Source organism: Acidocella sp. KAb 2-4 (assembly GCF_020567705.1).
Lineage (GTDB): Bacteria > Pseudomonadota > Alphaproteobacteria > Acetobacterales > Acetobacteraceae > Acidocella.
The window spans coordinates 23,483-45,527 of sequence record NZ_JAJDJU010000018.1 but is presented as its reverse complement, the minus strand read 5'-3'; the positions used below and the strand labels follow the sequence as shown (position 1 = coordinate 45,527).

Genomic DNA, 22,045 nt, shown 5'->3' with positions numbered 1-22,045 from the left:
TTTTCGGTTGAGGAGGTCGGTGTGGCTGGTAGTGTGAACAAGGTGATCCTGGTGGGCAATCTGGGCAAGGACCCTGAGGTCCGCAACGCGCAGTCGGGCATGAAGATCGTGAACCTCACCGTCGCCACCTCCGACACCTGGAACGACAAGGCCAGCGGCGAGCGCAAGGAGCAGACCGAGTGGCACCGCGTCGTCATCATGAATGACCGGCTGGCCGATGTGGCCGAGAAATATCTGCGCAAGGGCTCGAAAGTGTATCTGGAGGGCAAGCTGCAGACCCGGAAATGGACCGACCAATCCGGCCAGGACCGCTACACCACCGAGGTGATGCTGGGCCGCTTCGGCGGCGAGCTGGTGCTGCTCGACCGCGCCGGGGGCGGCGCCATGGGCGGCGAGGATTACGCCCCCGCGCCGCGCGCCGCCGCCCCCGCCCCCGCCAAGGCTCCGGCCCGCGCTGTCGGCGGCTGGGATACGCGCCCCAGCAATAACGATCTGGACGACGAAATTCCGTTCTAAGCCGGACGGGCGCGGCCTTTTTGTGAAAGAGGCCGCGCCCGGCGCGCTTTTATAAATGGGCGGACCCCGCAAAACCCGCTAAAGCGACGGCGGGTTTTTTTGTTTTGGAGCAGCAGATGAGCGAGACAAAGCAGCCGGTGATCGGCATTATCGGCGGGTCGGGCCTGTATAATATCGAGGGGCTCACCGATACGCGCTGGGTGGCGGTGGAAACGCCGTGGGGCGCGCCGTCGGACGAGTTGCTGATCGGGCAGTTCGAGGGCACCAAGGTGGTGTTCCTGCCCCGCCATGGCCGCGGCCATAAGATCTCCCCCTCCGGCCTCAATTACCGCGCCAATATCGACGCGCTGAAGCGCCTGGGCGTGACGGACATCATCTCCATGTCCGCCGTGGGCTCGCTGAAGGAGGAATTGCCGCCAGGGCATTTCGTCATCGTCGACCAGTTCATCGACCGCAGCTTCGCGCGCGAGAAGAGCTTCTTCGGCACGGGCTGCGTCGCGCATGTCTCCATGGCGCACCCCACCTGCCCGCGCCTGGGCGACGCGCTGGAAGCCAGCCTGAAAGCGCTCGGCCTGAGCTACACGCGTGGCGGCACGTATCTGGTGATGGAGGGGCCGCAATTCTCGACCCTGGCGGAGAGCAATCTGTACCGCAGCTGGGGCTGCTCGGTGATCGGCATGACCAACATGCCCGAGGCCAAGCTCGCCCGCGAGGCGGAGATGGATTACGCGACCGTGGCCATGGTGACCGATTACGATTGCTGGCACGAGGAGCACGACGCCGTGACCGTGGAGCAGGTGATCAAGGTGCTGCACGGCAATGCCGACAAGGCGCGCAGCGTGGTGAAGGACGTGCTGCCGCGCCTCGCCGCGCCGCGCGGCACCTGCCCCGCCGGGTGCGACACCGCGCTGCAATATGCGCTGATCACCGCGCCCGAGTGCCGCGACCCGGGACTGGTGGCCAAGCTGGACGCCGTGGCCGGGCGGGTGCTGTAAGGCTTATTCCGCTGCCGCTAAAACGCGCTTGCCGCGTTTGGCGGGGGCGGGCAGAGCGCCGGCCTGGAACTGCGCGAGCCGGCCGATGATACCCTCGCCAGCGCGCGCCAGGCTTTGCGCGGCGGCGGCGACTTCCTCGACGATGGCGGTGTTTTGCTGGGTCATCTGATCCATCTGGTTCACCGCCGCGTTGATCTGCCCCACACCTTCGGATTGCCCGGCGGCCGAGGCGGCGATGGCGGTGTTGATACCCTCGACATGGGCGATGATGCGCTCAAGCGTCACCCAGGCGGCCTCCACCGCTCTCACCCCCGCCACCACCTGTTCGGCCGACGCGCCAATCAGGCCCTTGATCTCTCTCGCGGCATCGGTTTCGGCGGCCTTGCGCACCGTTATCGTGATCTGCAGCGGTCTGCTCCAGCGCGGCGGCTTCGTCGGGCGTGAGCTGCACGCGGTGGTGGCGGCCGATGAGCTCGGCCTTGCGGTAACCGCTCACGCGCTCGAAATTCGCGTTCAGGTCCAGCACCGTGACGTCAGGGGCGAATTCGATCACCGCGAAGGCCCGGCAAAGAGCCTGCATCGACCCCGCGGCCCTGAATGCTGAAAACAGCCATCGCCATCCTCCAGAAATGATGCAGAGGATGTGACGCAAAGCCCTTAATATCGGGCGAAGGCTTCGAGCCGACAAAAAAACCCCGGCAGGTGGCCCTGCCGGGGTCTCGCCTCAGCCTCGCGGCTGGGTGCGCTTAGTCTTCGGTCTGCTGGTTGCGGCGGCGGATGGCCGCGCCCAGGATATCGCCCAGCGAGGCGCCGGAGTCGGACGAGCCGAACTCGGTGATCGCCTGCTTGTCCTCGTCGATCTCCTTGCCCTTGATGGTCAGCTGCAGCTTGCGGGCCGCGCGGTCCACCGCGGTGATCTTGGCATCGACCTTGTCGCCCACGGCGAAGCGCTCGGGGCGCTGCTCGGCCTTGTCGCGCGCCAGCTCGGCGCGGCGGATGAAGCCGGTCAGCACGTCGTCCACCTTCACCTCGATGCCGTTGCTCTGCACGGCGGTGACCACGCAGGTGACGATCTGGTTCTTGTGGATGCGGTCCAGCACGCCAGCGGCCGGGTCGACCTCAAGCTGCTTGATGCCGAGCGAGATGCGCTCCTTCTCGACGTCCACGTCCAGCACCTTGGCCTTGACGATCTCGCCCTTGCCGTATTTGGCGATCGCCTGCTCGCCGGTCTCTTCCCAGGAGAGGTCGGACATGTGGACCATGCCGTCGATCTCCGGGCCGACCGCGACAAACAGGCCGAACTCGGTGATGTTGCGGATCTCGCCCTCGACCACGGAGCCGATCGGGTGCTCGTCCTGGAACTCTTCCCAGGGGTTGCGCTGCACCTGCTTCAGGCCCAGCGAGATGCGGCGCTTGGAGGCGTCCACATCCAGCACCACGACCTCGACCTCCTGAGAGGTGGAGACGATCTTGCCCGGATGCACGTTCTTCTTGGTCCAGGACATCTCGGACACGTGCACCAGCCCCTCGACGCCCGGCTCCAGCTCCACGAAGGCGCCGTAATCGGTGATGTTGGTGACGCGGCCGGTGACCTTGATGCCCGGCGGGTACTTGGCTTCCACGCCTTCCCACGGATCGGCCTCGAGCTGCTTCATGCCGAGGCTGATGCGCTGGGTCTCCGGGTTGAAGCGGATCACCTGCACCTTAACCGGCTGGCCGATGGTCAGCGCCTCGGCCGGGTGGTTGATGCGCTTCCAGGCGATATCGGTGACGTGCAGCAGGCCGTCCACGCCGCCGAGATCGACGAAGGCGCCGTAATCGGTGATGTTCTTCACCACGCCGTCGAGGATCATGCCTTCCTTCAGGCCATGGATCAGCTCGGAGCGCTGCTCGGCGCGGGTCTCTTCCAGCACCGCGCGGCGGGAGACGACGATGTTGCCGCGCTGGCGGTCCATCTTCAGGATCTGGAACGGCTGCGGCACGCCCATCAGCGGGGCGACGTCGCGCACGGGGCGGATATCGACCTGGCTGCCGGGCAGAAACGCGGTGGCGCCGCCGAGATCGACGGTGAAGCCGCCCTTGACGCGGCCATGAATCACGCCGTTCACACGGGTCTGGGCCTCGAAGGCCTTCTCAAGCTGGGTCCAGGACTCCTCGCGCCGCGCCTTCTCGCGCGACAGCACCATGGCGCCGTCCTTGTCCTCGTAACGCTCGATGAACAGGTCGAACACATCGCCGACATTAACCTCGGGCTTGGCGCCCATCGGGGCGAACTCGCGCAGCGGCACGCGGCCCTCGGATTTGAGGCCGACATCGACGATCACGAAGTCGTCATCGATCCGGAGCACCTTGCCGGAGACGACGGAACCCTCGAAAGCGCCGCCGGCGCCGAGGGAGGAATCAAGAAGAGCAGCGAAATCATCGGCGCCGGCATAGGCCGGAGCGTCCGAGTGGCGGAGGGCGTGGGAAGAAGAAGCCATGTGGCTGGAAATGTCCTTAAGCATACGGGCAGTTTGGCCCGGTGGGGTGTGCGCGGCGCGCTGGCCGGGGCGGCAAGCGGCAACGGCTAGAGCATCCCAGGCAAAGGGCCGGGGATGTCCGGTTGTGGATGGGCGTGGTTTAGTCCGCCCGGTGGGGAAGTCAAGCAAATACGGCGGCAAACAAGGGGCGGACAGAGGCTTCGCGTTCGCGTTTTAACTGCTATAAGCCGCACGCAATGACAAATTTCCGCTCCGGCCTTGCCCGTGTTTCCCTGCTCGCCCTGGCCCTCGGCCTGGCCGGGTGTTCGGCGTTACAGAATAGCGAACCGAAGGAAGGGGAATTCCCCGGCGGCGTGGTGCCGCCAGCGGACAAGCTCTACGCCCAGGGCGTGGATCACCTGCAGAAGGGCGATTACGACCGCGCGGCGCAGGATTTCAACGCCGAGGAGGAGAATTACCCCTATTCGGTCTGGGCCAGCCATGCCGAGCTGCTGGCCGGTTACGCGCAATATAAGCAGCAGAATTACGACGACGCGATCAGCACGCTGACGCGCTTTATCGGCCTGCACCCGGCCAGCCCCGAGGCGGCCTATGCCTATTACCTCAAGGCGCTGTGCTATTACGAGCAGATCGAGGACGTGCAGCGCGACCAGACCACGACCTATGAGGCGATTCAGACGCTGCAGGACGTGATCAACCGCTTCCCCGACAGCGCCTATGCCCGCGACGCGCGCATCAAGCTGCGCCTCGCCTATAACCGTCTCGCCGGGCACGACATGGAGATCGGCCGCTTCTACGAGAAGCAGCATCTCTACGCCGCCGCGGTCGGGCGGTTCCAGGACGTGGCGACCAACTACCAGACCACCACGTATACGCCGGAGGCGCTGGAGCGCCTGGTGGAGTGCTATCTCGACCTCGGGCTGAGCGACGCCGCCGTGCGCACTGCCTCGGTGCTAGGCTATAACTATCCGGGCAGTAGCTGGTATCAGGCGGCCTATGGCAAGCTGCAGGACCACGGGCTGGTGACCGCGGCCAGTGAGGCGCAGGCCGCGAATGGCGGCAACGCCCCGCCCCCGCCCCCGCCGCCCGCCAAGCATCACTTGTTCTGGATCTTCTAAGCCGCCCATGCTGAACAGCCTCTCGATCCGCGATGTCGTGCTGATCGAGCGCCTGGACCTGCATTTCGAGGCGGGGCTGACCGCGCTCACCGGTGAAACCGGAGCGGGCAAATCGATTCTGCTGGACAGTCTGGGCCTGGCGCTGGGCGCGCGGGCCGATGCCGGGCTGATCCGCGCCGGCGCTGAGCAGGCGGTGGTGGCGGCCAGCTTCGCGGCCGAGGATGGGCACGCGGCGCGCACGCTGCTGGCCGAGCACGGGCTGGATGCGGGAACGGAGATCCTGGTACGGCGGATTCTCGGGCGTGACGGGCGCTCGCGCGCGCTGATCAACGACCAGCCGGTGAGCGCCGGATTCCTCAAGAAGCTCGCCGGGCTGCTGATCGAGGTGCAAGGCCAGCATGAGCAGGTGGGGCTGGCTGATCCGGCCAACCATATCGCGCTGCTGGATGCGTTTGGCGTGGCGGCCCAGCCGCGCGAGGCGGTGGCCGGCGCGCATAAGGCTTGGCGGGAGAGCGCGGCGCAGCTCGCCGTGGCGGAAAAACGGATCGAGGAGGCTGCGCGCGAAGAGGATTTCCTGCGCCATGCCGCCGAGGAACTGGCCAAGCTGAACCCGGTGGCGGGCGAGGAAGAGGCGCTGGCCGCCGAGCGCATCCGCCTGCAGGCGGGCGAGCGCCGGGCCGAAGCGATCGCCGCCGCCATTGCCGAGCTGCGCCCCAAGGACCGCCGCGCCTCCGGCCCCGCCGCCGCGCTGCGCGGGGCCGCTCGGGCGCTGGCGCGGGTGAGCGTGCCCGCCGGGCAGGTCAATCCGGCCGGGCCAGCGATGGCGGCGCTGGAGCGCGCGGAGATCGCGCTGGCCGAGGCCGAGGATTTCATGGAGCGGCTGGCGGCGTCGGAGGAAGATGATCCTCGCGCGCTGGAGGCAACCGAGGAGCGGCTTTTCGCCCTGCGCGCCGCCGCGCGCAAGCATGGCGTGCAGGTGGCGGAGCTGCCGGAATTCCATGCCGGGCTGCGCGCGCGGCTGGCGGCGCTGGAGTCGGGGGTGGCGGATATCGCCGCGCTGACGGCGCAGACAGCGCGGCTGCGCGCGGCCTATGTCGAACAGGCGGCGGCGCTCTCGGCCTTGCGCGAGGATGCGGCCAAGCGGCTGGAGGCGGCGATCAGCGCCGAGCTGCCGCCGCTGAAGCTGGAACGCGCGCGCTTCGTGGTCGAGCGGACGATGCTGCCCGAGGCGCAATGGGGGCCGCGCGGGGCGGATGCGATCCGCTTCCTGATCGCCACCAACCCCGGCGAGACGCCTGGCGCGCTCGACAAGATCGCCTCGGGCGGCGAGCTCTCGCGCCTGATGCTGGCGATGAAGGTGGTGCTGACGGGCGGCGGCTCGGTGCAGACGCTGATCTTCGACGAGGTGGATTCCGGCATTGGCGGCGCCACCGCCGCCGCGGTGGGTGAGCGCCTCGCCCGCGTAGCCGAGGGTGTGCAGGTGCTGGTGGTGACGCATAGCCCGCAAGTGGCGGCACGTGCCGGGGCGCAGTTACGCGTGGCCAAGCGCGTGACGGGCGAACGCGCGGTGACGGATGTGGAGGTGCTGGACGAGGCAGAGCGGCGCGAGGAGATCGCCCGCATGCTCGCCGGCGAGGTGATTACCGACGCCGCCCGCCAGGCGGCTGAAAGTCTGCTGCGGATATGAGCGCGAAAACCAAACTCAAGGCGCTGCTCGAACGGATCGAGGCGGCGAACGCGGCCTATTACGAGCGCGACGCGCCGGAGATGACCGACGCCGAATACGATTCCCTGCGCCGCGAGGCCGAGGACATCGCCGCCGCGCATCCCGAATTGCGCGAGGAGGCGCGGGTGCTGGCGCGCGTGGGCGCCCGCCCGGCCACCGGCTTCGGCAAGGTCCGCCACCGCACGCCCATGCTGTCGCTGGACAATGTGTTCAGCCCGGAGGCGTTCGCGGAATTCTGGCAGGGCAAGCGGCGCTTTTTGGGGCTGGAGGCGGCGTGGGATTTCGTGGCGGAGCCGAAGATCGACGGGCTATCGATCTCGCTCACCTACGAGAGCCGCAAATTCGTGCGCGCCGCCACGCGCGGCGACGGCACCGAGGGCGAGGACGTGACCGCCAACATGCTCACCCTTGCCGAGCTGCCGCGTGAATTGCCCGAGGACGCGCCGGATTTCATCGAGATCCGCGGCGAGGTTTACATGACCAAGGCGGATTTCCTGGCGCTGAACGAGGCGAATCCGGACAAGCCCTTCGCCAACCCGCGCAACGCGGCGGCGGGCAGCTTGCGCCAGCTCGACCCCAGCGTGACCGCCAAGCGCAAGCTCTCGCTCTTCGCCTATGCCCAGGGCGAAACCGCAACCCCGGTGGCGGACACGCATTGGGGCTATCTGGAAACGCTCAAGCGCTGGGGCTTCAAGGTCAACCCGCTCTCCGCGCGCGTGGGCGAGGCGGAGGCGGAGGCGTTTCAGGCGGGCATCGGGGCCCGGCGCGCGGCGCTGCCTTATGACATTGACGGCGTGGTGTATAAGGTGAACGACCTCGCCTTGCAGGCGCGGCTGGGCTTTGTCGGCCGCGCCCCGCGCTGGGCCTGCGCGTGGAAATTCCCCGCCGAAAAGGCCAGCACCGTGCTGGAGGATATCGAAATCCAGGTGGGCCGCACGGGGGCGCTGACGCCACGCGCGCGGCTAACGCCGGTGAATGTGGGCGGCGTGCTGGTGCAATACGCGACGCTGCATAACGAGGACGAGATCGCGCGCAAGGATGTGCGCATCGGCGACACCGTGGAGTTGCAACGCGCGGGCGATGTGATCCCGCAAATCCTGGGCGTGCTGAAACGGGGCGCGCATACGCATCCGTTCCACTTCCCCACGCATTGCCCGGTCTGCGGCGCGCTGGCGGTGCGCGATGCCGACGAGGCGGTGCGCCGCTGCACGGGCGGTCTCTCCTGCCCCGCGCAGGTGGTGGAGCGGCTGATCCATTTCTGCTCACGCGGGGCGTTTGACATCGAGGGCATGGGCGAGAAGACCGTGCAGGAATTCTATGAGGCCGGGCTGCTGCGCGCCGCGCCCGATATCTTTGCCCTGCCCCGGCATGAGGCGGAGATCGCCAAACGCGAAGGCTGGGGCGAGGTGTCCGCCGCCAAGCTCAGCGCCGCCATCAACGCGCGGCGCGAGATCGGGCTGGAGCGGTTCATCTACGCGCTCGGCATCCGGCGCATCGGCGAGAACAATGCCAAGCTGCTCGCGCGGCATTACGGCAGCTATGCGCATTGGAAGGTGGCGATGCGCGCGGCCATCGAGATCGGCTCGGATGCACGGCTGGAACTGGGCTCGATCTCGGGCGTCGGCCCGGCCATCGCGACGGATCTGGTGGCGTTTTTCGCCGAGGCGCATAATCTGGACACATTGGCGGCGCTGGAGCGCGAGGTGACGGTGTTGGATGCCGCAATGGCCACGGCCTCGGACTCACCGCTGGCGGGCAAGGTTATGGTGTTCACCGGCACGCTCGCCATGGCGCGGCCGGAGGCGAAGGCACGGGCCGAGGCGCTGGGCGCGAAGGTGACGGAATCAGTCTCGAAGAAGACGGATTTCGTGGTGGTGGGCGAGGATGCTGGCTCCAAGGCCAAGAAGGCGGCGGAGCTGGGCATCAGGATGCTCACCGAACAAGAGTTCAAGAAGATGGCCGGGCTTTAGGGCGCGGCGGAACGGGAAATGCCCATGACCGAAATCGCCATCAACGCCTTCCTGCTCGCCTTTCCGGCGCTGCTGTCGATCGTGAATCCGCTCGGCAGCGCCATGATCTTTCATGAGGTCACGTTTGGGCGCGAGGCCCAGCGCGCGGCGCTGGCGCGGCGGGTGGCGGTGTATGCCACCCTAGTGCTGCTGGTGGCGGTCGGGGCGGGCACCTATATCCTTAGCTTCTTCGGCATCTCGCTCAACGCGCTGCGCATCGCGGGCGGGTTCGTACTCTCGGCGCGGGCCTATGAGATGCTGTCGGCCCCAGACACCACCAATGCGCGCAAGCAGCGCGATGCCGAGCCGGTGGGCGCCGCCGAGGAGGAAGACCTGGGCGGCTATGCGTTCTTTCCGCTCACCCTGCCCTTCACCACCGGGCCGGGCACGATCGCGGTGGCGATTTCGCTGGGCACGGCGCGCCCCCTGGGCTGGCCCGCGGTGGGCGCATTTTATGCCGGGGCGGCGGCGGGCGTGGTGGCGCTGGCCTTGCTGATCTGGGCCTCTTACGCCACGGCGGACCGGGTGGCGGCGGCGCTGGGCAATACTGGGCGAATCGTGATGGCGCGGATGATGGCCTTCCTGCTGCTCGGCATCGGGGTGCAGATCGCCATCAACGGCGTGGTGCCGGTGTTGCAAGGCGCGCTTGCCAGATAGGCGTTTTTTGCGCGGTAGCTTTTTATAACGCCGCTTATTATATAGCCCATTATGAGTGTGGAATTCGAGCGGGATTTATTCTTCCTGATGCACGACGTGGCGCGGCTCACGCGTGTGGAGGCCGATAAGCGCGCGCGCGTGAACGGCATGACGCGGGCGCAATGGGGCATTTTGCTGTACCTCTCGCGCACGCCAGGGATCAGTCAGAAGGAACTAGCCGACACGATGGAGGTGGAGCCGATCACCGTGGCGCGGTTGGTGGACCGGCTGGAAGCCGCCGGGCTGGTCGAGCGCCGGGCGGATGAGCAGGACCGGCGCATCTGGCGGCTGCACCTGCGCGACAGCGCCACCGGCATGATCAGCGACATCACACACCAGCGCAATGAACTGGCGGGGCTGATCACGCAAGGCGTACCCGGGCCGGTGCGCGAGGCGATGATCGAGGGACTGACGCGGATGAAGACGAATCTGCTGCGCATGACGCACCCCGGCGCGGCCAAGGCCCCGGCCGGCAAGCCGGCCAAGGAGGAAGCGTGATGTCACAGGCAAAACCGATGACGCGAGGGCAGGAAGCGGGCCAGGGCGATGAGAGGCTGCGCCGGCTGAACCGCGACCGCGTGCTGCGTCCGGTCTTAATGCTGGGGGGCGTGTTCGTAGTCGCGCTGGCCGCGCTCATCTTCTGGCTGAGCGGCGGACGCTACGTCGCAACCGATGATTCCTATGTGGACGCGGCGAAGGTTTCGCTCTCCACGGATGTCTCGGGGCTGGTGGGCGAGGTTTATGTGCATGACAACCAGCATGTCGCCGCCGGGCAGAAGCTATTCTCGCTGCGACAGGGCACATTCGAGGCTAATGTGGATGCGGCGCGTGCCCAGCTCGCCCAGGCGGTGCAGGATGTGAACGCGGCGAAGCGCGCCTATGCCGAGGCGCTGGCCGGGATTAGCGCGCAACAGGCGCAGATCGCCAAGGACCGCGCGGATGTGGCCCGCTACGCCAAGGTAGTGGGCAATGGCGGCGTGACGCGCGCGACTTATGACGACGCACGCTTCGCCTTGCAGGCCGATGAGGCCAAGCTGACCCAACTGGGCGAGGCCGCCGGGGTTGACCTCGCCAAGCTGCAGGGCAATCCGCAGATCCAGCCGGTAGACACACCGGAATATCAAAACGCGCGGGCGGCGTTGGAGAATGCTCTGATCGCGCAGCGCAACAGCGTAGTGACCGCGCCCTATGCCGGCACCGTGACGATGGTGGAACAGCTGCAGCCGGGCATGTATCTGGCCGCCGGGACCGCGGCGTTTGGCCTGGTTTCGGATAGCGACGTATTCATCACCGCGCAGCCGAAGGAGGACCAGCTCACCTATGTCCGCCCCGGACAAAAGGTGGAAATCGACGTCGATACCTATCCCGGCCAGGAGTGGAAGGGCGAGGTGGAGAGCATCGCCCCTGTTTCAGGCTCGGAATTCTCGATTTTGCCGGCACAGAATTCCTCGGGCAACTGGGTGAAGGTGGTGCAGCGCATCCCGGTGCGCATCCGCATCCTCTCCGGCCCCGCCAACATGCCGCTGCGCGCGGGCATGAGCACCGAAATCACCATCGATACCAAGCACCACCGGCATCTTTCGGATCTGTTCTGATGGCCGCCGCCCAGGGCAAGGTTGAGCTGGAGGTCGAGCACCGGGGCATCGTGACCATCTGCCTGATGATCGCGACGCTGATGCAGGCGCTGGATTCGACCATCGCCAATGTGGCGCTGCCTTATATGCAAGGCTCGCTCTCGGCGTCTTATGACGAGATCACCTGGGTACTGACCTCCTATGTGGTGATGGCGGCGATCATGACCGGGCCGGTGGGCTGGCTGGCGGCGCGATTCGGGCGCAAAAATTTGTTCATTGTCTGCCTCGTCGGCTTCACCATGACCTCCATGCTGTGCGGCGTGGCGGGGTCGCTGACGCAGATGGTGCTCTACCGGCTGGCGCAGGGCGCGTTTGGCGCGGCGTTGGTGCCGCTCTCGCAATCGACGATGCTGGACATTTACCCGGCCGAACAACGCGGCTCGGCGATGTCGATCTGGGGCATGGGGGTGATGGTCGGGCCGATCCTGGGCCCCACGCTGGGCGGGTATCTCACCGCGCAATTCGACTGGCGCTACGTGTTTTTCGTCAACCTGCCCTTTGGCGTCGCCGCCGTGCTGGGGCTGATGTTCTTTATGCCCAGCGACAAATCGCATGGCGTCAGGAAGTTTGACTGGACCGGCTTCGCCGCGCTCTCGATCGGGCTGGCCGCACTGCAATTCGGGCTCGACCGCGGGGAGGAGTTTGACTGGTTCAGCGCCGCCAGCATCACCGCCGCGTTTATCATCGCCGCGCTCGGGATCTACATGTTTGTCGTGCACATGGTGCTGGCGCGCAACACCTTCCTGGCGCGCGAGCTGTTCGAGGACAGGAATTTCGTCGCCTCGCTGATCACCATGTTCTCGGTCGGCATCGTGCTGCTCGCGGCCTCGGCGCTGCTGCCGCCCTACATTGAAACGCTCAGCGGCTATCCGGTGGCGTCGGCCGGATTACTGATGGCCCCGCGCGGCATTGGCACGCTGCTGGCCATGCAGGTGATGGGACGGCTGACCAACCGCGTGGACCCGCGCCTGCTGATGTTGTGCGGCTATGTGCTGCTCGGGCTGGCGCTGTATATGCAGGAAGGCTGGACGCCGGATGAGAGCGAAGCCTACATGATCCTGACGATCACCATCCAGGGGGCCGGGCTGGGGGCGGTGTTCGTGCCGCTGCAAGTGGTGGCGTATTACACGATGCGCCCGGCGCTGCGCACGCAGGGGGCGGCGCTGCTCAGCCTGGTGCGCAATGTCGGCAGCGCCATCGGCATCTCCATCACCGGCGCGCTGTTGCAGCATATGGCACAGGCTGAACACGCCGTGCTGGCCGGGCAGATCACGCCGTTTAACCGCACGCTCCAGATCGGCGGCACGGTCAGCCAGATGCTGGACCCGACAAAGCCGGCCGGGGCGGCGCTGCTCAACAGCCTGATCGACACGCAGGCGCAGATCATCGCCTATATCGATGATTACAAATTTATGCTGCTGGCGACAGTGCCGGCGATGGCCTGCCTGCTGCTGATGCGCAAGCCGCCCCAGGCCACGGCAAGGCTCGACCCGGAAACCGTGTTCGAGGCGTGACAAACCACCCCCCGCGCGGGCATGATGCGCGCGGAGGACTTTGGTTTGGCGGCGCAATTAGAGGCATATATCGAACTGATCCGGCAGAGCGGGCTGTTCCTCGCCTCCTGGTATCTGAAACAGCACCCCTTGCTGGAGGAACTGGGCCAGGACCCGCTCGCGCATTTCTGCGCCGAGGGCTGGGGCGGCGGCGCGCGGCCCAACCCGTATTTTGATGCGGGCTGGTATCTGGCACGCAACCCCGATGTGGCGGCGGCGGATGTGGACCCGCTGGTGCATTACATCACCGCCGGCGAGGCCGAGGGGCGCGATCCGTCGGCGCTGTTTCACACCGCCTGGTACCGCGAGACCTATCATCTGCCGCCCGACGCATCCTGCCTGCGCCATTATCTGGAACGGCGCTGCACTGGGCAGGTGAACCCGGTGCCGGTGTTCGACGCCGCCTGGTATCTGGAGACCAACCCGGATGTGGCCGAAAGCGGGGCTGATCCGTTCGAGCATTTCCTGCTCTTCGGCGTGGCCGAGGGGCGCAACCCGGCGCCCGATTTTGATCTGAAATTCTACATCAACCGCTATGGCTCGATGCTGGGCGGGGAGAATCCGCTGCTGCATTACCTCGCGCATCGCGAGAGCGGGCTGTTTATGCCGCAGCGGCCCGAGCATGAGGGGCTGGTGCCCGCCGCCGTGCGCCGGGCCACCCGCCCTGCCCCGCATTTCGAGGAATTCCAGCCCGCCCCCGCGCATGCACAGCGCAAGGCGCGGCTGCTGGCTTATTACCTGCCGCAATTCCACCGCGTGCCGGAGAACGACGCCTGGTGGGGCAAGGGCTTCACCGACTGGACGAATCTCGGCCGGGCGCTGCCGCGCTTCATCGGCCATGTGCAGCCGCGCATCCCGCGCGATCTTGGCCATTACGCGCTGGATGATCCGGCGACATTGCGCCGGCAGATCGAGATGGCCAAGGGCGCGGGGCTGGAAGGCTTTGTGTTCTACACCTATTGGTTCAACCGGCACCGCCTGCTGGAAAAGCCGCTCGAACAATTTCTTGCTGATAAATCCTTGGATTTTTCGTTCTGCGCGATGTGGGCGAATGAGAACTGGACGCGCCGTTGGGACGGGATGGAGCGCGAGGTTTTGATCGCGCAGGAATATCTGGAGGAGGATGACGCGGCGCTGATCGCGCATTTCGCCCGGCTATTCGCGGATCCACGCTATATCCGCATCGACAGCCGGCCGCTGTTGATGATCTACCGCGCCACGCTGATCCCAGACGCCGCCGCGCGCATCGCCAAATGGCGGCGGATGTTTGAGGATTTGCATGGCGAGCGCCCGCTGCTGGTGATGGCGCAAAGCCTGGGCGATTACGACCCCGAACCCTATGGGCTGGATGGGGCCGTGGAATTCCCGCCACACAAGCTGAGCCAGGAGACCCCGCGGATCAATGATACGCTGACCCTGCTGGACCCGGATTTCTCGGCCACCGTGCATGAATATGCCGATCTCGCCGAAACCTCGCTGCGCCTGCCGGTGCCGGATTATCCGCTGATCAAGACCATCGTGCCCGGCTGGGACAATGATCCGCGCCGCGAGGGCAAGGGGCTGGCGCTGCACGGTGCCACCCCCGCGCATTACCAAGAATGGCTTGAGAAACTCATCGATTATACCGTGGAGAATCCGTTTTATGGCGAGCGGGTGATCTGCGTGAACGCCTGGAATGAATGGGCCGAGGGGGCGTATCTGGAGCCGGATCTGTATTCCGGCGCGGCGTATCTCAACGCCACCGCGCGCGCGGTATGCGAGCGCGAGGCGGCGGAATTTGCCGCCGGCATCTTGCTGGTGGGGCATGACGCGCAGCCGCATGGGGCGCAACTCCTGCTGCTCAACATCGCGCGCAAACTGGCGCGGCAATGGGGCCTGAAGGTGCATCTGCTGCTGCTCGGCGTCGGCCCGCTGCTCGGTAAATATTACGAGACGGCGGAGGTCAGCGTCGCCTACGACAAGACCATCATCTGCAATCTGCTTGATAAATACAGGGCGATGGGCATCCGCACGGCGATCGTCAACTCCGCCGCCGCGGCGCGGGTGGTGCCATGGCTGGAGCAGCGCGGCATCAGCGCCACGCTGCTGGTGCATGAGATGCCGCAATTGCTGAAGGAATATAACCTGGAAATCCAGGCGCGGCTGGGGGCGGGGGCGGCGAGCCAGCTCGTATTCTCCTCGCTCTATCTGCAAGAGGCGTTTGCGGCGGCGGTGGATTTGCGGCGCGAGCAGGCTGTGGTGCTGGCCCAGGGCAATTATCAGGAGATGCGCTTCGACGCCGAAGCCCGCGCGCGCATCCGCCGCGAGCTGGGTGTGGGCGAGGCGCAGTTCCTCGTGCTCGGCGCCGGGTTTGGGCATCTGCGCAAGGGGTTTGATCTGTTCCTGCAAATGGCGCGCAGCACGGCGGCGCGGCGGGGCGATGTGCGCTTCGTCTGGGTGGGGGATGTGGAGTTCATGCTGCGCACCTATCTCGCCCCCGAGATGCGGCGCGCGCAGGAGGCGGGGTGCTTCACCCATATCCCCTATACCGAGCGCGTGGCGGAGTATTTCTCCGCCGCCGACGTGCTGGCCCTGCCCTCGCGCGAGGACCCGCTGCCGACCGTGGTGATGGAGGCGCTGGCCTGCGGCGTGCCCTGCGTGGCGTTTGACGAGAGCGGCGGCATCCCCGAATTGCTGCGCCGCGAACAGGCTGGCGGCGTGGCCAAGCCCGGCGATGTCGAGGATTTCCTGGCCAAGCTGGACGAGTTGCTGGACCACGCGGCCCTCGCCGCGCAGCGCCCGCGCCTGAGCGCGATGGCGGCGCGGGCGTTTGATTTCGCCGCCTATGTGCGTGAGCTGCTGCACCTCGCGGCGCCAGGGCTAAAGCGCGTGAGCGTGGCGGTGGTGAATTACAATTACGCCCGCTACCTGCCGGAGCGGCTGGAGAGCGTGTTCGCGCAGACCTACCCGGTCCAGGAGGTGCTGCTGCTCGACGACGCGTCCACCGATGAGTCGCTGGCGGTGGCGGCGCGCGTGGCCGAGGCCGCCGGGCGGGAGCTGCGCGTGCTGGCCAACGCGGCGAATACCGGGGTGTTCGCGCAATGGCGGCGCGCGGCGGAGGCCGCCACGGGCGAGTATGTCTGGCTGTGCGAGGCCGATGACGCGGCCGATCCGCGCTTCCTCTCGCGGCTGATGGAGGCGATGGCCGCCGCCTCGGCCCCGCTGCTCGGCTTCACCGATAGCCGCGCCGTGGACGAGGCCGGCGCCCAGGTGATGCCCGATTATCAATCCTATTACTTCGCCAACGGGGTGACGGCGCTGAGTGGCTCGGGCATCTGGGACGGGCGGGATTTCGCGGCGCGGCTGCTGGCGGTGCGCAATCTCATCCCCAATGTCAGCGCCGTGCTGTGGCGGCGCGAGGCGCTGCTCGACGCGCTGGACGCGGTGCCGGACCTGGAAAGCTGGAAGCTGGCCGGGGATTGGCGGCTCTATCTGGCGCTGCTCGCCGGGCAGGAGGGGCAGATCGTGTATCTCGCCGCGCCGCTGAACACGCATCGCCGCCATGGCGCGGGGGTCACGCAATCGCTCAGCGCCGAGGCGCATCTGGCCGAGATCGCGCGGATGCACGCGCTGGCCGCTACGGCGCTGGACCTGCCCGCCGCCATGCGCGCCGCCCAGGAAGAGGACCGCGCCCGGCTCGCCGCGCAATTCGCGCGGAAGGCGGAAAAAGCCGCCGCCCCCGTTGCCAGACGGCGCAAGGTTTGATTGAAGCGGGGCGGCTGAACGTTTCTCTTTCGTCTGGATGCGCACATGAAAATTCTTCTCACCGGCGGCTGCGGGTTCATTGGCTCGGCGGTGGTGCGGCGTGCAGTCCGGCAGGCGGGGCACGAGATCGTCAATATCGACAAGATGACCTACGCGGCCTCGGAGGACGCGCTCGAAGACGCCCTCACCCACCCCGCGCACAGGCTGATCAAAGCCGATATCTGCGACCTCGCGGCGATGCGCGCCGCCTTTGCCTCGCACCAGCCGGACGCGGTGATGCATCTGGCCGCCGAGAGCCATGTGGACCGCTCGATCGACGGGCCGGGGGCGTTCGTGCAGACCAATGTCACCGGCACCTTCATCATGCTGGAGGCGGCGCGTGAATATTTCGCGACACTGAGCGGGGAGCGGCGGGAGCGTTTCCGCTTCCATCACATCTCCACCGACGAGGTGTTCGGCGCGCTCGAAGACCATGACCCGCCCTTCAACGAGCACACGCCCTATGACCCGCGCAGCCCGTATTCGGCGAGCAAGGCGGCGTCGGACCATTTGGCGCGGGCCTGGATGCATACTTACGGCCTGCCGGTGATCGTCTCCAACACCACCAATAATTATGGCAAGTGGCAGTTTCCGGAGAAGCTGATCCCGCTGATGCTGATCAACGCCCTCGAGGAGAAGCCCCTGCCCGTCTATGGCGCCGGGCTGAACACACGCGACTGGCTGTTTGTGGACGACCATGCCGAGGCGCTGCTGAAGGTGGTGACGCAAGGCGCGCCGGGGCAGACCTATTGCATCGGCGCCCGCCAGCCACGGAAGAATATCGACGTGGTGAAGGCGATCTGCGCGATTCTCGACGAGCTCCAGCCCAGCCCGAACGGCGCGCGCGAGCGGCTGATCACCTATGTCACCGACCGGCCCGGCCATGACCACCGCTACGAGATCGACCCCTCCGGGGCCGAGGCGGCGCTGGATTGGACAGCTTCGCATGATTTCGAGCGTGGCTTGCGCGCTACCATCGGCTGGTATCTCGACCATGCGGCGTGGTGGCGGGGCATCCGGGCCAGGACTTACGCCGGGCAGCGGCTGGGAGCGGTGGCATGATCAACAAGGGCATCATTCTGGCCGGCGGTTCGGGGACGCGGCTGCACCCCATCACCCAGGCCAGCTCCAAGCAATTGCTGCCGGTATACGACAAGCCGATGATCTATTACCCGCTCTGCACGCTAATGCTGGCGGGCATCCGCGAGGTGCTGATCATCTCCACCCCGGCTGATCTGGGGCAATTTCAGCGCCTGTTCCATGATGGCGCGCATCTGGGCATCCGCATCTCCTATGCTGAGCAGCCGAGCCCGGACGGGCTGGCCCAGGCCTTCCTGATCGGCGAGGACTGGATCGGCGGCGAGGCCTGCGCCCTGGCGCTAGGCGATAATCTGATCCATGGCGATCACCTCTCCACCCTGCTGCGCGCCGCCGGGGCGCGGCCCGAAGGGGCAACCGTGTTCGCCTATCAGGTGCGCGACCCGGAGCGTTACGGCGTGGTCAGCTTCGACGCCGACGGCAAGGCGCTGGATATCGTGGAGAAACCGGCCGACCCGGCTTCCAACTGGGCGGTGACAGGGCTGTATTTTTACGATCGCCGCGTGGTGGAGCTGGCCAGGACGATCAAGCCCTCTGCGCGCGGGGAGCTGGAGATCACCGATCTCAATAATCTCTACCTGCGCGAGGGCACGCTGAAGGTGGAGCGGCTGGGGCGCGGCACCGCCTGGCTGGATGCCGGCACGCCCGACAGCCTGTTGCAGGCCGCGACCTTCGTGCAGACCATCCAGACCCGCCAGGGCAACCTTGTCGGCTGCCCCGAGGAAGTCGCCTTCCGCATGGGCTTCATCGACCGCGCGCAGCTGAAAGCCCGCGCCGATCTGATCGGCAAGACCGAGCTGGGGCGGATTCTCAACGAGATCGCCGAAGGAAAACACTGACATGAAGATCGAGAGCCTCGCCATCCCCGAGGTGAAGCTGATCACCCCGCCGAAATTTGGCGATGCGCGCGGCTTCTTCTCCGAGACCTGGAGCGCGTCCAAACTGCGCGCGCACGGGTTCGATGAAAATTTCGTGCAGGATAATCACAGCCTCTCCGCCGCCAAAGGCACAATTCGCGGGCTGCATTGCCAGGTGGCGCCGCGCGTGCAGGGCAAGCTGGTGCGGGTGGTGCGCGGCGCGATCTGGGATGTGGCGGTGGATATCCGCCAGAGCTCGCCGACCTATGGCCAATGGGTGGCGGCGGAACTCTCCGCCGAAAACTGGGCGCAACTCTGGATTCCGGGCGGGTTCCTGCACGGGTTCTGCACGCTCGTGCCCGATACCGAGGTAATCTACAAAGTCACCGCCGATTACGACAAAGCCGCCGAGCGGGCGGTGATCTGGAACGACCCGGACCTCGCCCTGCCCTGGCCGGTTGAGCCAGGGGCGGAACTGCTCTCGGACAAGGACCGGATCGCCCCGCGCCTGGCCGATTGCGAAACTTGGTTTACCTACGCATGATCCTGATCACGGGAGCCTCCGGCCAGCTGGGCAACGCCCTGGTGACGCTGTGCCAAGCGCGGGGCATCGCCTTCCAGGCGGTGGCGCGGCCGAATTTTGACTTTGAGAAACCGGAGACGCTCAGCGCCTGCATGGCCGCCGCGAAGCCCGATTTCGTGATCAACGCCGCCGCCTATACGGCGGTGGACAAGGCAGAGACCGACCAGGCGGCGGCGCGCGCGGGCAACCATACCGGGCCGCTGGCGCTGGCTAGGCAGTGCTCTCAGCGCGATATTCCGTTCATCCATGTCTCCACCGATTACGTGTTCGACGGCGACAAGGGCGCACCCTATGTGGAGACGGACCGCCCGCACCCGACCGGGGTTTACGGCGCCACCAAGCGCGATGGCGAGGACGCCATCCTCTCGCTGGGCGGCAAGGCGGTGATTCTGCGCACCGCCTGGGTGTATGCGGCGCATGGCAAGAATTTCGCCCGCACCATGCTGGCGGCCGGGCGCAGGATGCCCGTGCTGCGCGTGGTGGCCGACCAGCGCGGCACGCCCACGGCGGCGCCAGATCTCGCCGCCGCGATCTTGGCGATCGTCGGGAAAATCGAGGCAACGGGCTGGCGGCCTGACTACCGGGGCGTATTCCACGCCACCGGCGCGGGCGAGACGACCTGGCATGGCTTCGCCGCCGCGATCTTCGAGGAGGCCGCCAAACTGGGCTACAAGGCGCCGGCGGTACAGCCGATCAGCACCGCCGAGTGGCCGACGCCCACCCGCCGCCCGCCCGATTCGCGGCTAAACTGCACGAAACTCGCGCAAGTTTTTGGCGTCACCTTGCCCGAGTGGCGGGCGAGCCTGCCCGGCATCGTGGCCGGGCTGCTGGCGCTGGATGCCCCAAGCTGAAGAGATTCTCCCAAGCGTATGAAGTTATATGAACTTTTATGCTCGGCATCACAAAAGCGGGAGGTCGCGTTGCGTCGGCGCGAGGCGCCCTTTAAGACGAAAAGTGAAGCAATTCTTAACTTTGAGCGCGTATTTCCGGTGGGCATGAGCAGCTATTTCACAATCTCGCAAACCACGGCGCGCCTCATATGACCAATCCCGCGCGGCGCGGCATTGCCCGGGGCAGGGTCGCCATCCTCCTCTCCACCTATAACGGCGCGCGCTTCCTGCGGGCGCAGCTCAACAGCTTCCTCGCGCAAACGCATGAGGATTGGGTGCTGCACTGGCGCGATGACGGCTCGACCGACGAGACGGTGGAGATCATGCGCGCCTTCACCGCCCGGCTGGGGCCGGAGCGCTGTGTCGAATCAGCCTCATCTGGGCCGCATCTGGGGGCCTCGCCCAGCTTCCTCACCCTGCTGCGCGAAAACATGCATGCCGAGGCCGTGGCCTTTGCCGACCAGGACGATGTGTGGCTGCCGGAAAAGCTGGTGGCGGCGCTGGAGGGGCTGGCCGAGGCCGGCGATACCCCCGCGCTGTATTGCGCCCGGCAATATCTGGTGGATGAGGCGCTGCGCGGCGCCCGGCTTTCAGCCCAGCACGCCGCAGCGCGCGGCTTTCCCGCCTGCCTGACGCAGAACATCGCCAACGGCAACACTCTGGTGATGAACAACGCGGCGGCGAAGCTGGTGGCCACCGCCAACCACCCAGCCGACACCGTGCATGATTGGTGGAGCTATATCGTCGTCTCCGCCTGTGGCGGGAAGGTGATCTTCGACGAGCGCCCGCAAGTGCTCTACCGGCTGCACAAAAACAACCTGATCGCCCGCGACCGCAAGCTGCACGCCCGCGCCCTGGCGGCGCTGCGGCGGGGGCCGCAAATCTATATGACCATGCTGCGCCGCCATGCCGACGCGCTGGCGGCCCATGCGGTGCGGCTGCCGCCCACGGCGCGGCGGGACCTGCGGTTGGTGCGCGCGGGGCTGCGTGGCGGGCTGCCGGAGCGGCTGACGGCCCTGGCATGCGGGCGCTTCCGCCGCGCCACGCCGCTGGAGAATCTGCTGTTCGCCTACTGGTTCCTCACCAGCCCGGCCTTACCCCCGGCGGCAAAGCCGGAAACCGCCGCAGAGCGCCCGGCCCCGGCGGCGGAAATCCTCGAAGCGCCCTGAGCGGGCGGCGCCGTGGCGTCAGGGCGAGACTTCCTCGCGGATGTCCTGCCACTCCTCGGTGAAGGGGCGCTTGCGGAACGTGGCCCAGAAGAAATTCATGGTGTAGCGCAGGCCGATGGTGAACACCCCCTCGCCCACCAAGCGGCGGCCGGAGGATTGCGCGGGCAGGCGGAAGGTGAACTTCACCCGGCCCACCTTGGAGAGCCGGTTGGCCATGTCGGTATCCTCGCCATAGAAAGAGAACCGCAGGTCGGGGTTGCCGAGCTTCAGCATCGCCTCGCGCTTGACCACGAAATTACCGCCCTGAAGCATCGCCCCCACGTTCAGCACGTGATGGTTGAACACATAGGCCAGCCAAGCCAGCCGGTAATACAGCGCCACCACCACATTCACCTTGCGCGGCACACCGTAATACACATAGGGGCCGGAAAGGCCGACCAGTTTGGGCGTGCGCGCGAACTGGCGCAGCACCTCGCTCAGCCAGCCGGGCGGGAGAATGGTGTCGGCGTCGATATTGGCGATCAGCGCCCCGGTGGAATGCTCGAAGCCGCACCAGCGGGCCTGCACCAGCCCTTTGCGCGGCTCGTCCACCACCTTCACGCCGGGCACCGACTCGGCCACTTCGCGCGTGCGGTCCGTGCTGGCGTTGTTGACGACGATGATTTCGGCATCCTGCCCTAAAACCTGCCCGGCGCGGGCGATCTCCGCGCGGATCGCGTGCAGCGAGTTGGCCAGCAGCGCTTGCTCGTTATAAGCTGGAACCACGAAACTGATCTTCATAGGCAATGCTCCACTCGACTCGGCGGTTTTGACCTGCTGAACCGGCTTTCAACAGCGGAACCGGGGATAAAGCGAATGACCGTTTTATGACGCGCGAAGCCCGGTTTGCGGCGGCGGGAGGCGGACCATGGTTGACAGCGCCGCGCGCACCCGGCATA

The 22,045-nt window shown here is 66.6% G+C and carries 19 protein-coding genes; 15 read left to right on the top strand and 4 right to left on the bottom strand.

The features are described from left to right. Positions 1-21: 21 nt before the first annotated feature. Both ssb and LI953_RS11740 read left to right on the top strand, forming a co-directional pair. A complete protein-coding gene (ssb, locus tag LI953_RS11745; RefSeq protein WP_227076272.1) occupies positions 22-516 on the top strand; it encodes a single-stranded DNA-binding protein in 495 nt (164 codons plus the stop codon). A 116-nt stretch (positions 517-632) separates the two neighbouring features. Continuing rightward, on the top strand, positions 633-1,511 hold the full coding sequence (locus tag LI953_RS11740; RefSeq protein WP_227076271.1) for an S-methyl-5'-thioadenosine phosphorylase: 879 nt from the start codon (positions 633-635) through the stop codon (positions 1,509-1,511). Positions 1,512-1,514: 3 nt separating this feature from the next. Here LI953_RS11740 and LI953_RS11735 read toward each other — a convergent pair whose 3' ends face one another. The 3 genes from LI953_RS11735 to rpsA form a co-directional block, all read right to left on the bottom strand. After that, the gene (locus LI953_RS11735; RefSeq protein ID WP_227076281.1) at positions 1,515-1,901 is read right to left on the bottom strand and encodes a hypothetical protein; all 387 of its coding nucleotides are present in this window, start codon (positions 1,899-1,901) and stop codon (positions 1,515-1,517) included. Continuing rightward, positions 1,786-2,091: a PAS domain S-box protein gene (locus LI953_RS15610; RefSeq protein ID WP_227076270.1), complete on the bottom strand. Its 306-nt coding sequence runs from the start codon at positions 2,089-2,091 to the stop codon at positions 1,786-1,788. The genes LI953_RS11735 and LI953_RS15610 overlap by 116 nt, the downstream gene beginning before the upstream one ends. 166 nt (positions 2,092-2,257) lie before the next feature. Then, positions 2,258-3,991, bottom strand: a complete 1,734-nt coding sequence (gene rpsA, locus LI953_RS11725; protein ID WP_227076269.1) for a 30S ribosomal protein S1 — start codon at positions 3,989-3,991, stop codon at positions 2,258-2,260. Positions 3,992-4,227: 236 nt separating this feature from the next. On the opposite strand from rpsA, the gene LI953_RS11720 reads away from it, so the two are divergent. The 13 genes from LI953_RS11720 (at position 4,228) to LI953_RS11660 (ending at position 21,107) form a co-directional block, all read left to right on the top strand. Further along, entirely contained in the window at positions 4,228-5,109 is an 882-nt protein-coding gene (locus LI953_RS11720) for an outer membrane protein assembly factor BamD (protein ID WP_227076268.1), read from the top strand. 7 nt (positions 5,110-5,116) lie between these two features. Next, positions 5,117-6,796, top strand: coding sequence for a DNA repair protein RecN (gene recN, locus LI953_RS11715; RefSeq protein WP_227076267.1), 1,680 nt, complete (start codon positions 5,117-5,119; stop codon positions 6,794-6,796). After that, on the top strand, positions 6,793-8,805 hold the full coding sequence (gene ligA, locus LI953_RS11710; RefSeq protein WP_227076266.1) for an NAD-dependent DNA ligase LigA: 2,013 nt from the start codon (positions 6,793-6,795) through the stop codon (positions 8,803-8,805). The genes recN and ligA overlap by 4 nt, the downstream gene beginning before the upstream one ends. A gap of 24 nt (positions 8,806-8,829) precedes the next feature. Then, positions 8,830-9,501, top strand: a complete 672-nt coding sequence (locus tag LI953_RS11705) for a MarC family protein (RefSeq protein WP_227076265.1) — start codon at positions 8,830-8,832, stop codon at positions 9,499-9,501. A gap of 51 nt (positions 9,502-9,552) precedes the next feature. Next, entirely contained in the window at positions 9,553-10,038 is a 486-nt protein-coding gene (locus tag LI953_RS11700) for a MarR family winged helix-turn-helix transcriptional regulator (RefSeq protein WP_227076264.1), read from the top strand. Next, positions 10,038-11,135 (top strand): HlyD family secretion protein, encoded by a 1,098-nt coding sequence (locus LI953_RS11695; protein WP_227076263.1) that lies wholly within the window; start codon positions 10,038-10,040, stop codon positions 11,133-11,135. Before LI953_RS11700 ends, LI953_RS11695 begins: the two co-directional genes overlap by 1 nt. Next, the gene (locus tag LI953_RS11690; protein WP_227076262.1) at positions 11,135-12,688 is read left to right on the top strand and encodes a DHA2 family efflux MFS transporter permease subunit; all 1,554 of its coding nucleotides are present in this window, start codon (positions 11,135-11,137) and stop codon (positions 12,686-12,688) included. Before LI953_RS11695 ends, LI953_RS11690 begins: the two co-directional genes overlap by 1 nt. Positions 12,689-12,709: 21 nt before the next feature. Continuing rightward, entirely contained in the window at positions 12,710-16,471 is a 3,762-nt protein-coding gene (locus LI953_RS11685; protein ID WP_227076261.1) for a glycoside hydrolase family 99-like domain-containing protein, read from the top strand. Between the two features lie 45 nt (positions 16,472-16,516). Beyond that, positions 16,517-17,572, top strand: a complete 1,056-nt coding sequence (gene rfbB / locus LI953_RS11680; RefSeq protein ID WP_227076260.1) for a dTDP-glucose 4,6-dehydratase — start codon at positions 16,517-16,519, stop codon at positions 17,570-17,572. Beyond that, positions 17,569-18,447 (top strand): glucose-1-phosphate thymidylyltransferase RfbA, encoded by an 879-nt coding sequence (gene rfbA, locus LI953_RS11675; protein ID WP_227076259.1) that lies wholly within the window; start codon positions 17,569-17,571, stop codon positions 18,445-18,447. Before rfbB ends, rfbA begins: the two co-directional genes overlap by 4 nt. Before the next feature lies 1 nt (position 18,448). After that, a complete protein-coding gene (gene rfbC, locus LI953_RS11670) occupies positions 18,449-19,009 on the top strand; it encodes a dTDP-4-dehydrorhamnose 3,5-epimerase (protein ID WP_227076258.1) in 561 nt (186 codons plus the stop codon). Further along, positions 19,006-19,899 carry a dTDP-4-dehydrorhamnose reductase gene (gene rfbD / locus LI953_RS11665; protein ID WP_227076257.1) on the top strand — a complete coding sequence of 298 codons (894 nt, stop codon included), beginning with the start codon at positions 19,006-19,008 and terminating at the stop codon, positions 19,897-19,899. The genes rfbC and rfbD overlap by 4 nt, the downstream gene beginning before the upstream one ends. Before the next feature lie 188 nt (positions 19,900-20,087). Next, complete coding sequence (locus tag LI953_RS11660) at positions 20,088-21,107, top strand: glycosyltransferase (RefSeq protein WP_227076256.1); 1,020 nt, start codon at positions 20,088-20,090, stop codon at positions 21,105-21,107. 18 nt (positions 21,108-21,125) lie between these two features. Here the strand turns inward: LI953_RS11660 and LI953_RS11655 are convergent, their stop codons facing one another. Next, the gene (locus LI953_RS11655) at positions 21,126-21,887 is read right to left on the bottom strand and encodes a glycosyltransferase family 2 protein (protein ID WP_227076255.1); all 762 of its coding nucleotides are present in this window, start codon (positions 21,885-21,887) and stop codon (positions 21,126-21,128) included. Positions 21,888-22,045 lie beyond the last annotated feature (158 nt).

What these genes read in the sequence shown, in the direction of transcription:
- LI953_RS11740 (WP_227076271.1), top strand. Translation starts at nt 633, where the DNA reads ATGAGCGAGACAAAGCAGCCGGTGATCGGCATTATCGGCGGGTCGGGC.
- LI953_RS15610 (WP_227076270.1), bottom strand. Translation starts at nt 2,091, where the DNA reads ATGCAGGCTCTTTGCCGGGCCTTCGCGGTGATCGAATTCGCCCCTGAC.
- rpsA (WP_227076269.1), bottom strand. Translation starts at nt 3,991, where the DNA reads ATGGCTTCTTCTTCCCACGCCCTCCGCCACTCGGACGCTCCGGCCTAT.
- LI953_RS11720 (WP_227076268.1), top strand. Translation starts at nt 4,228, where the DNA reads ATGACAAATTTCCGCTCCGGCCTTGCCCGTGTTTCCCTGCTCGCCCTG.
- recN (WP_227076267.1), top strand. Translation starts at nt 5,117, where the DNA reads ATGCTGAACAGCCTCTCGATCCGCGATGTCGTGCTGATCGAGCGCCTG.
- ligA (WP_227076266.1), top strand. Translation starts at nt 6,793, where the DNA reads ATGAGCGCGAAAACCAAACTCAAGGCGCTGCTCGAACGGATCGAGGCG.
- LI953_RS11705 (WP_227076265.1), top strand. Translation starts at nt 8,830, where the DNA reads ATGACCGAAATCGCCATCAACGCCTTCCTGCTCGCCTTTCCGGCGCTG.
- LI953_RS11700 (WP_227076264.1), top strand. Translation starts at nt 9,553, where the DNA reads ATGAGTGTGGAATTCGAGCGGGATTTATTCTTCCTGATGCACGACGTG.
- LI953_RS11695 (WP_227076263.1), top strand. Translation starts at nt 10,038, where the DNA reads ATGTCACAGGCAAAACCGATGACGCGAGGGCAGGAAGCGGGCCAGGGC.
- LI953_RS11690 (WP_227076262.1), top strand. Translation starts at nt 11,135, where the DNA reads ATGGCCGCCGCCCAGGGCAAGGTTGAGCTGGAGGTCGAGCACCGGGGC.
- LI953_RS11685 (WP_227076261.1), top strand. Translation starts at nt 12,710, where the DNA reads ATGATGCGCGCGGAGGACTTTGGTTTGGCGGCGCAATTAGAGGCATAT.
- rfbB (WP_227076260.1), top strand. Translation starts at nt 16,517, where the DNA reads ATGAAAATTCTTCTCACCGGCGGCTGCGGGTTCATTGGCTCGGCGGTG.
- rfbA (WP_227076259.1), top strand. Translation starts at nt 17,569, where the DNA reads ATGATCAACAAGGGCATCATTCTGGCCGGCGGTTCGGGGACGCGGCTG.
- rfbC (WP_227076258.1), top strand. Translation starts at nt 18,449, where the DNA reads ATGAAGATCGAGAGCCTCGCCATCCCCGAGGTGAAGCTGATCACCCCG.
- rfbD (WP_227076257.1), top strand. Translation starts at nt 19,006, where the DNA reads ATGATCCTGATCACGGGAGCCTCCGGCCAGCTGGGCAACGCCCTGGTG.
- LI953_RS11660 (WP_227076256.1), top strand. Translation starts at nt 20,088, where the DNA reads ATGACCAATCCCGCGCGGCGCGGCATTGCCCGGGGCAGGGTCGCCATC.
- LI953_RS11655 (WP_227076255.1), bottom strand. Translation starts at nt 21,887, where the DNA reads ATGAAGATCAGTTTCGTGGTTCCAGCTTATAACGAGCAAGCGCTGCTG.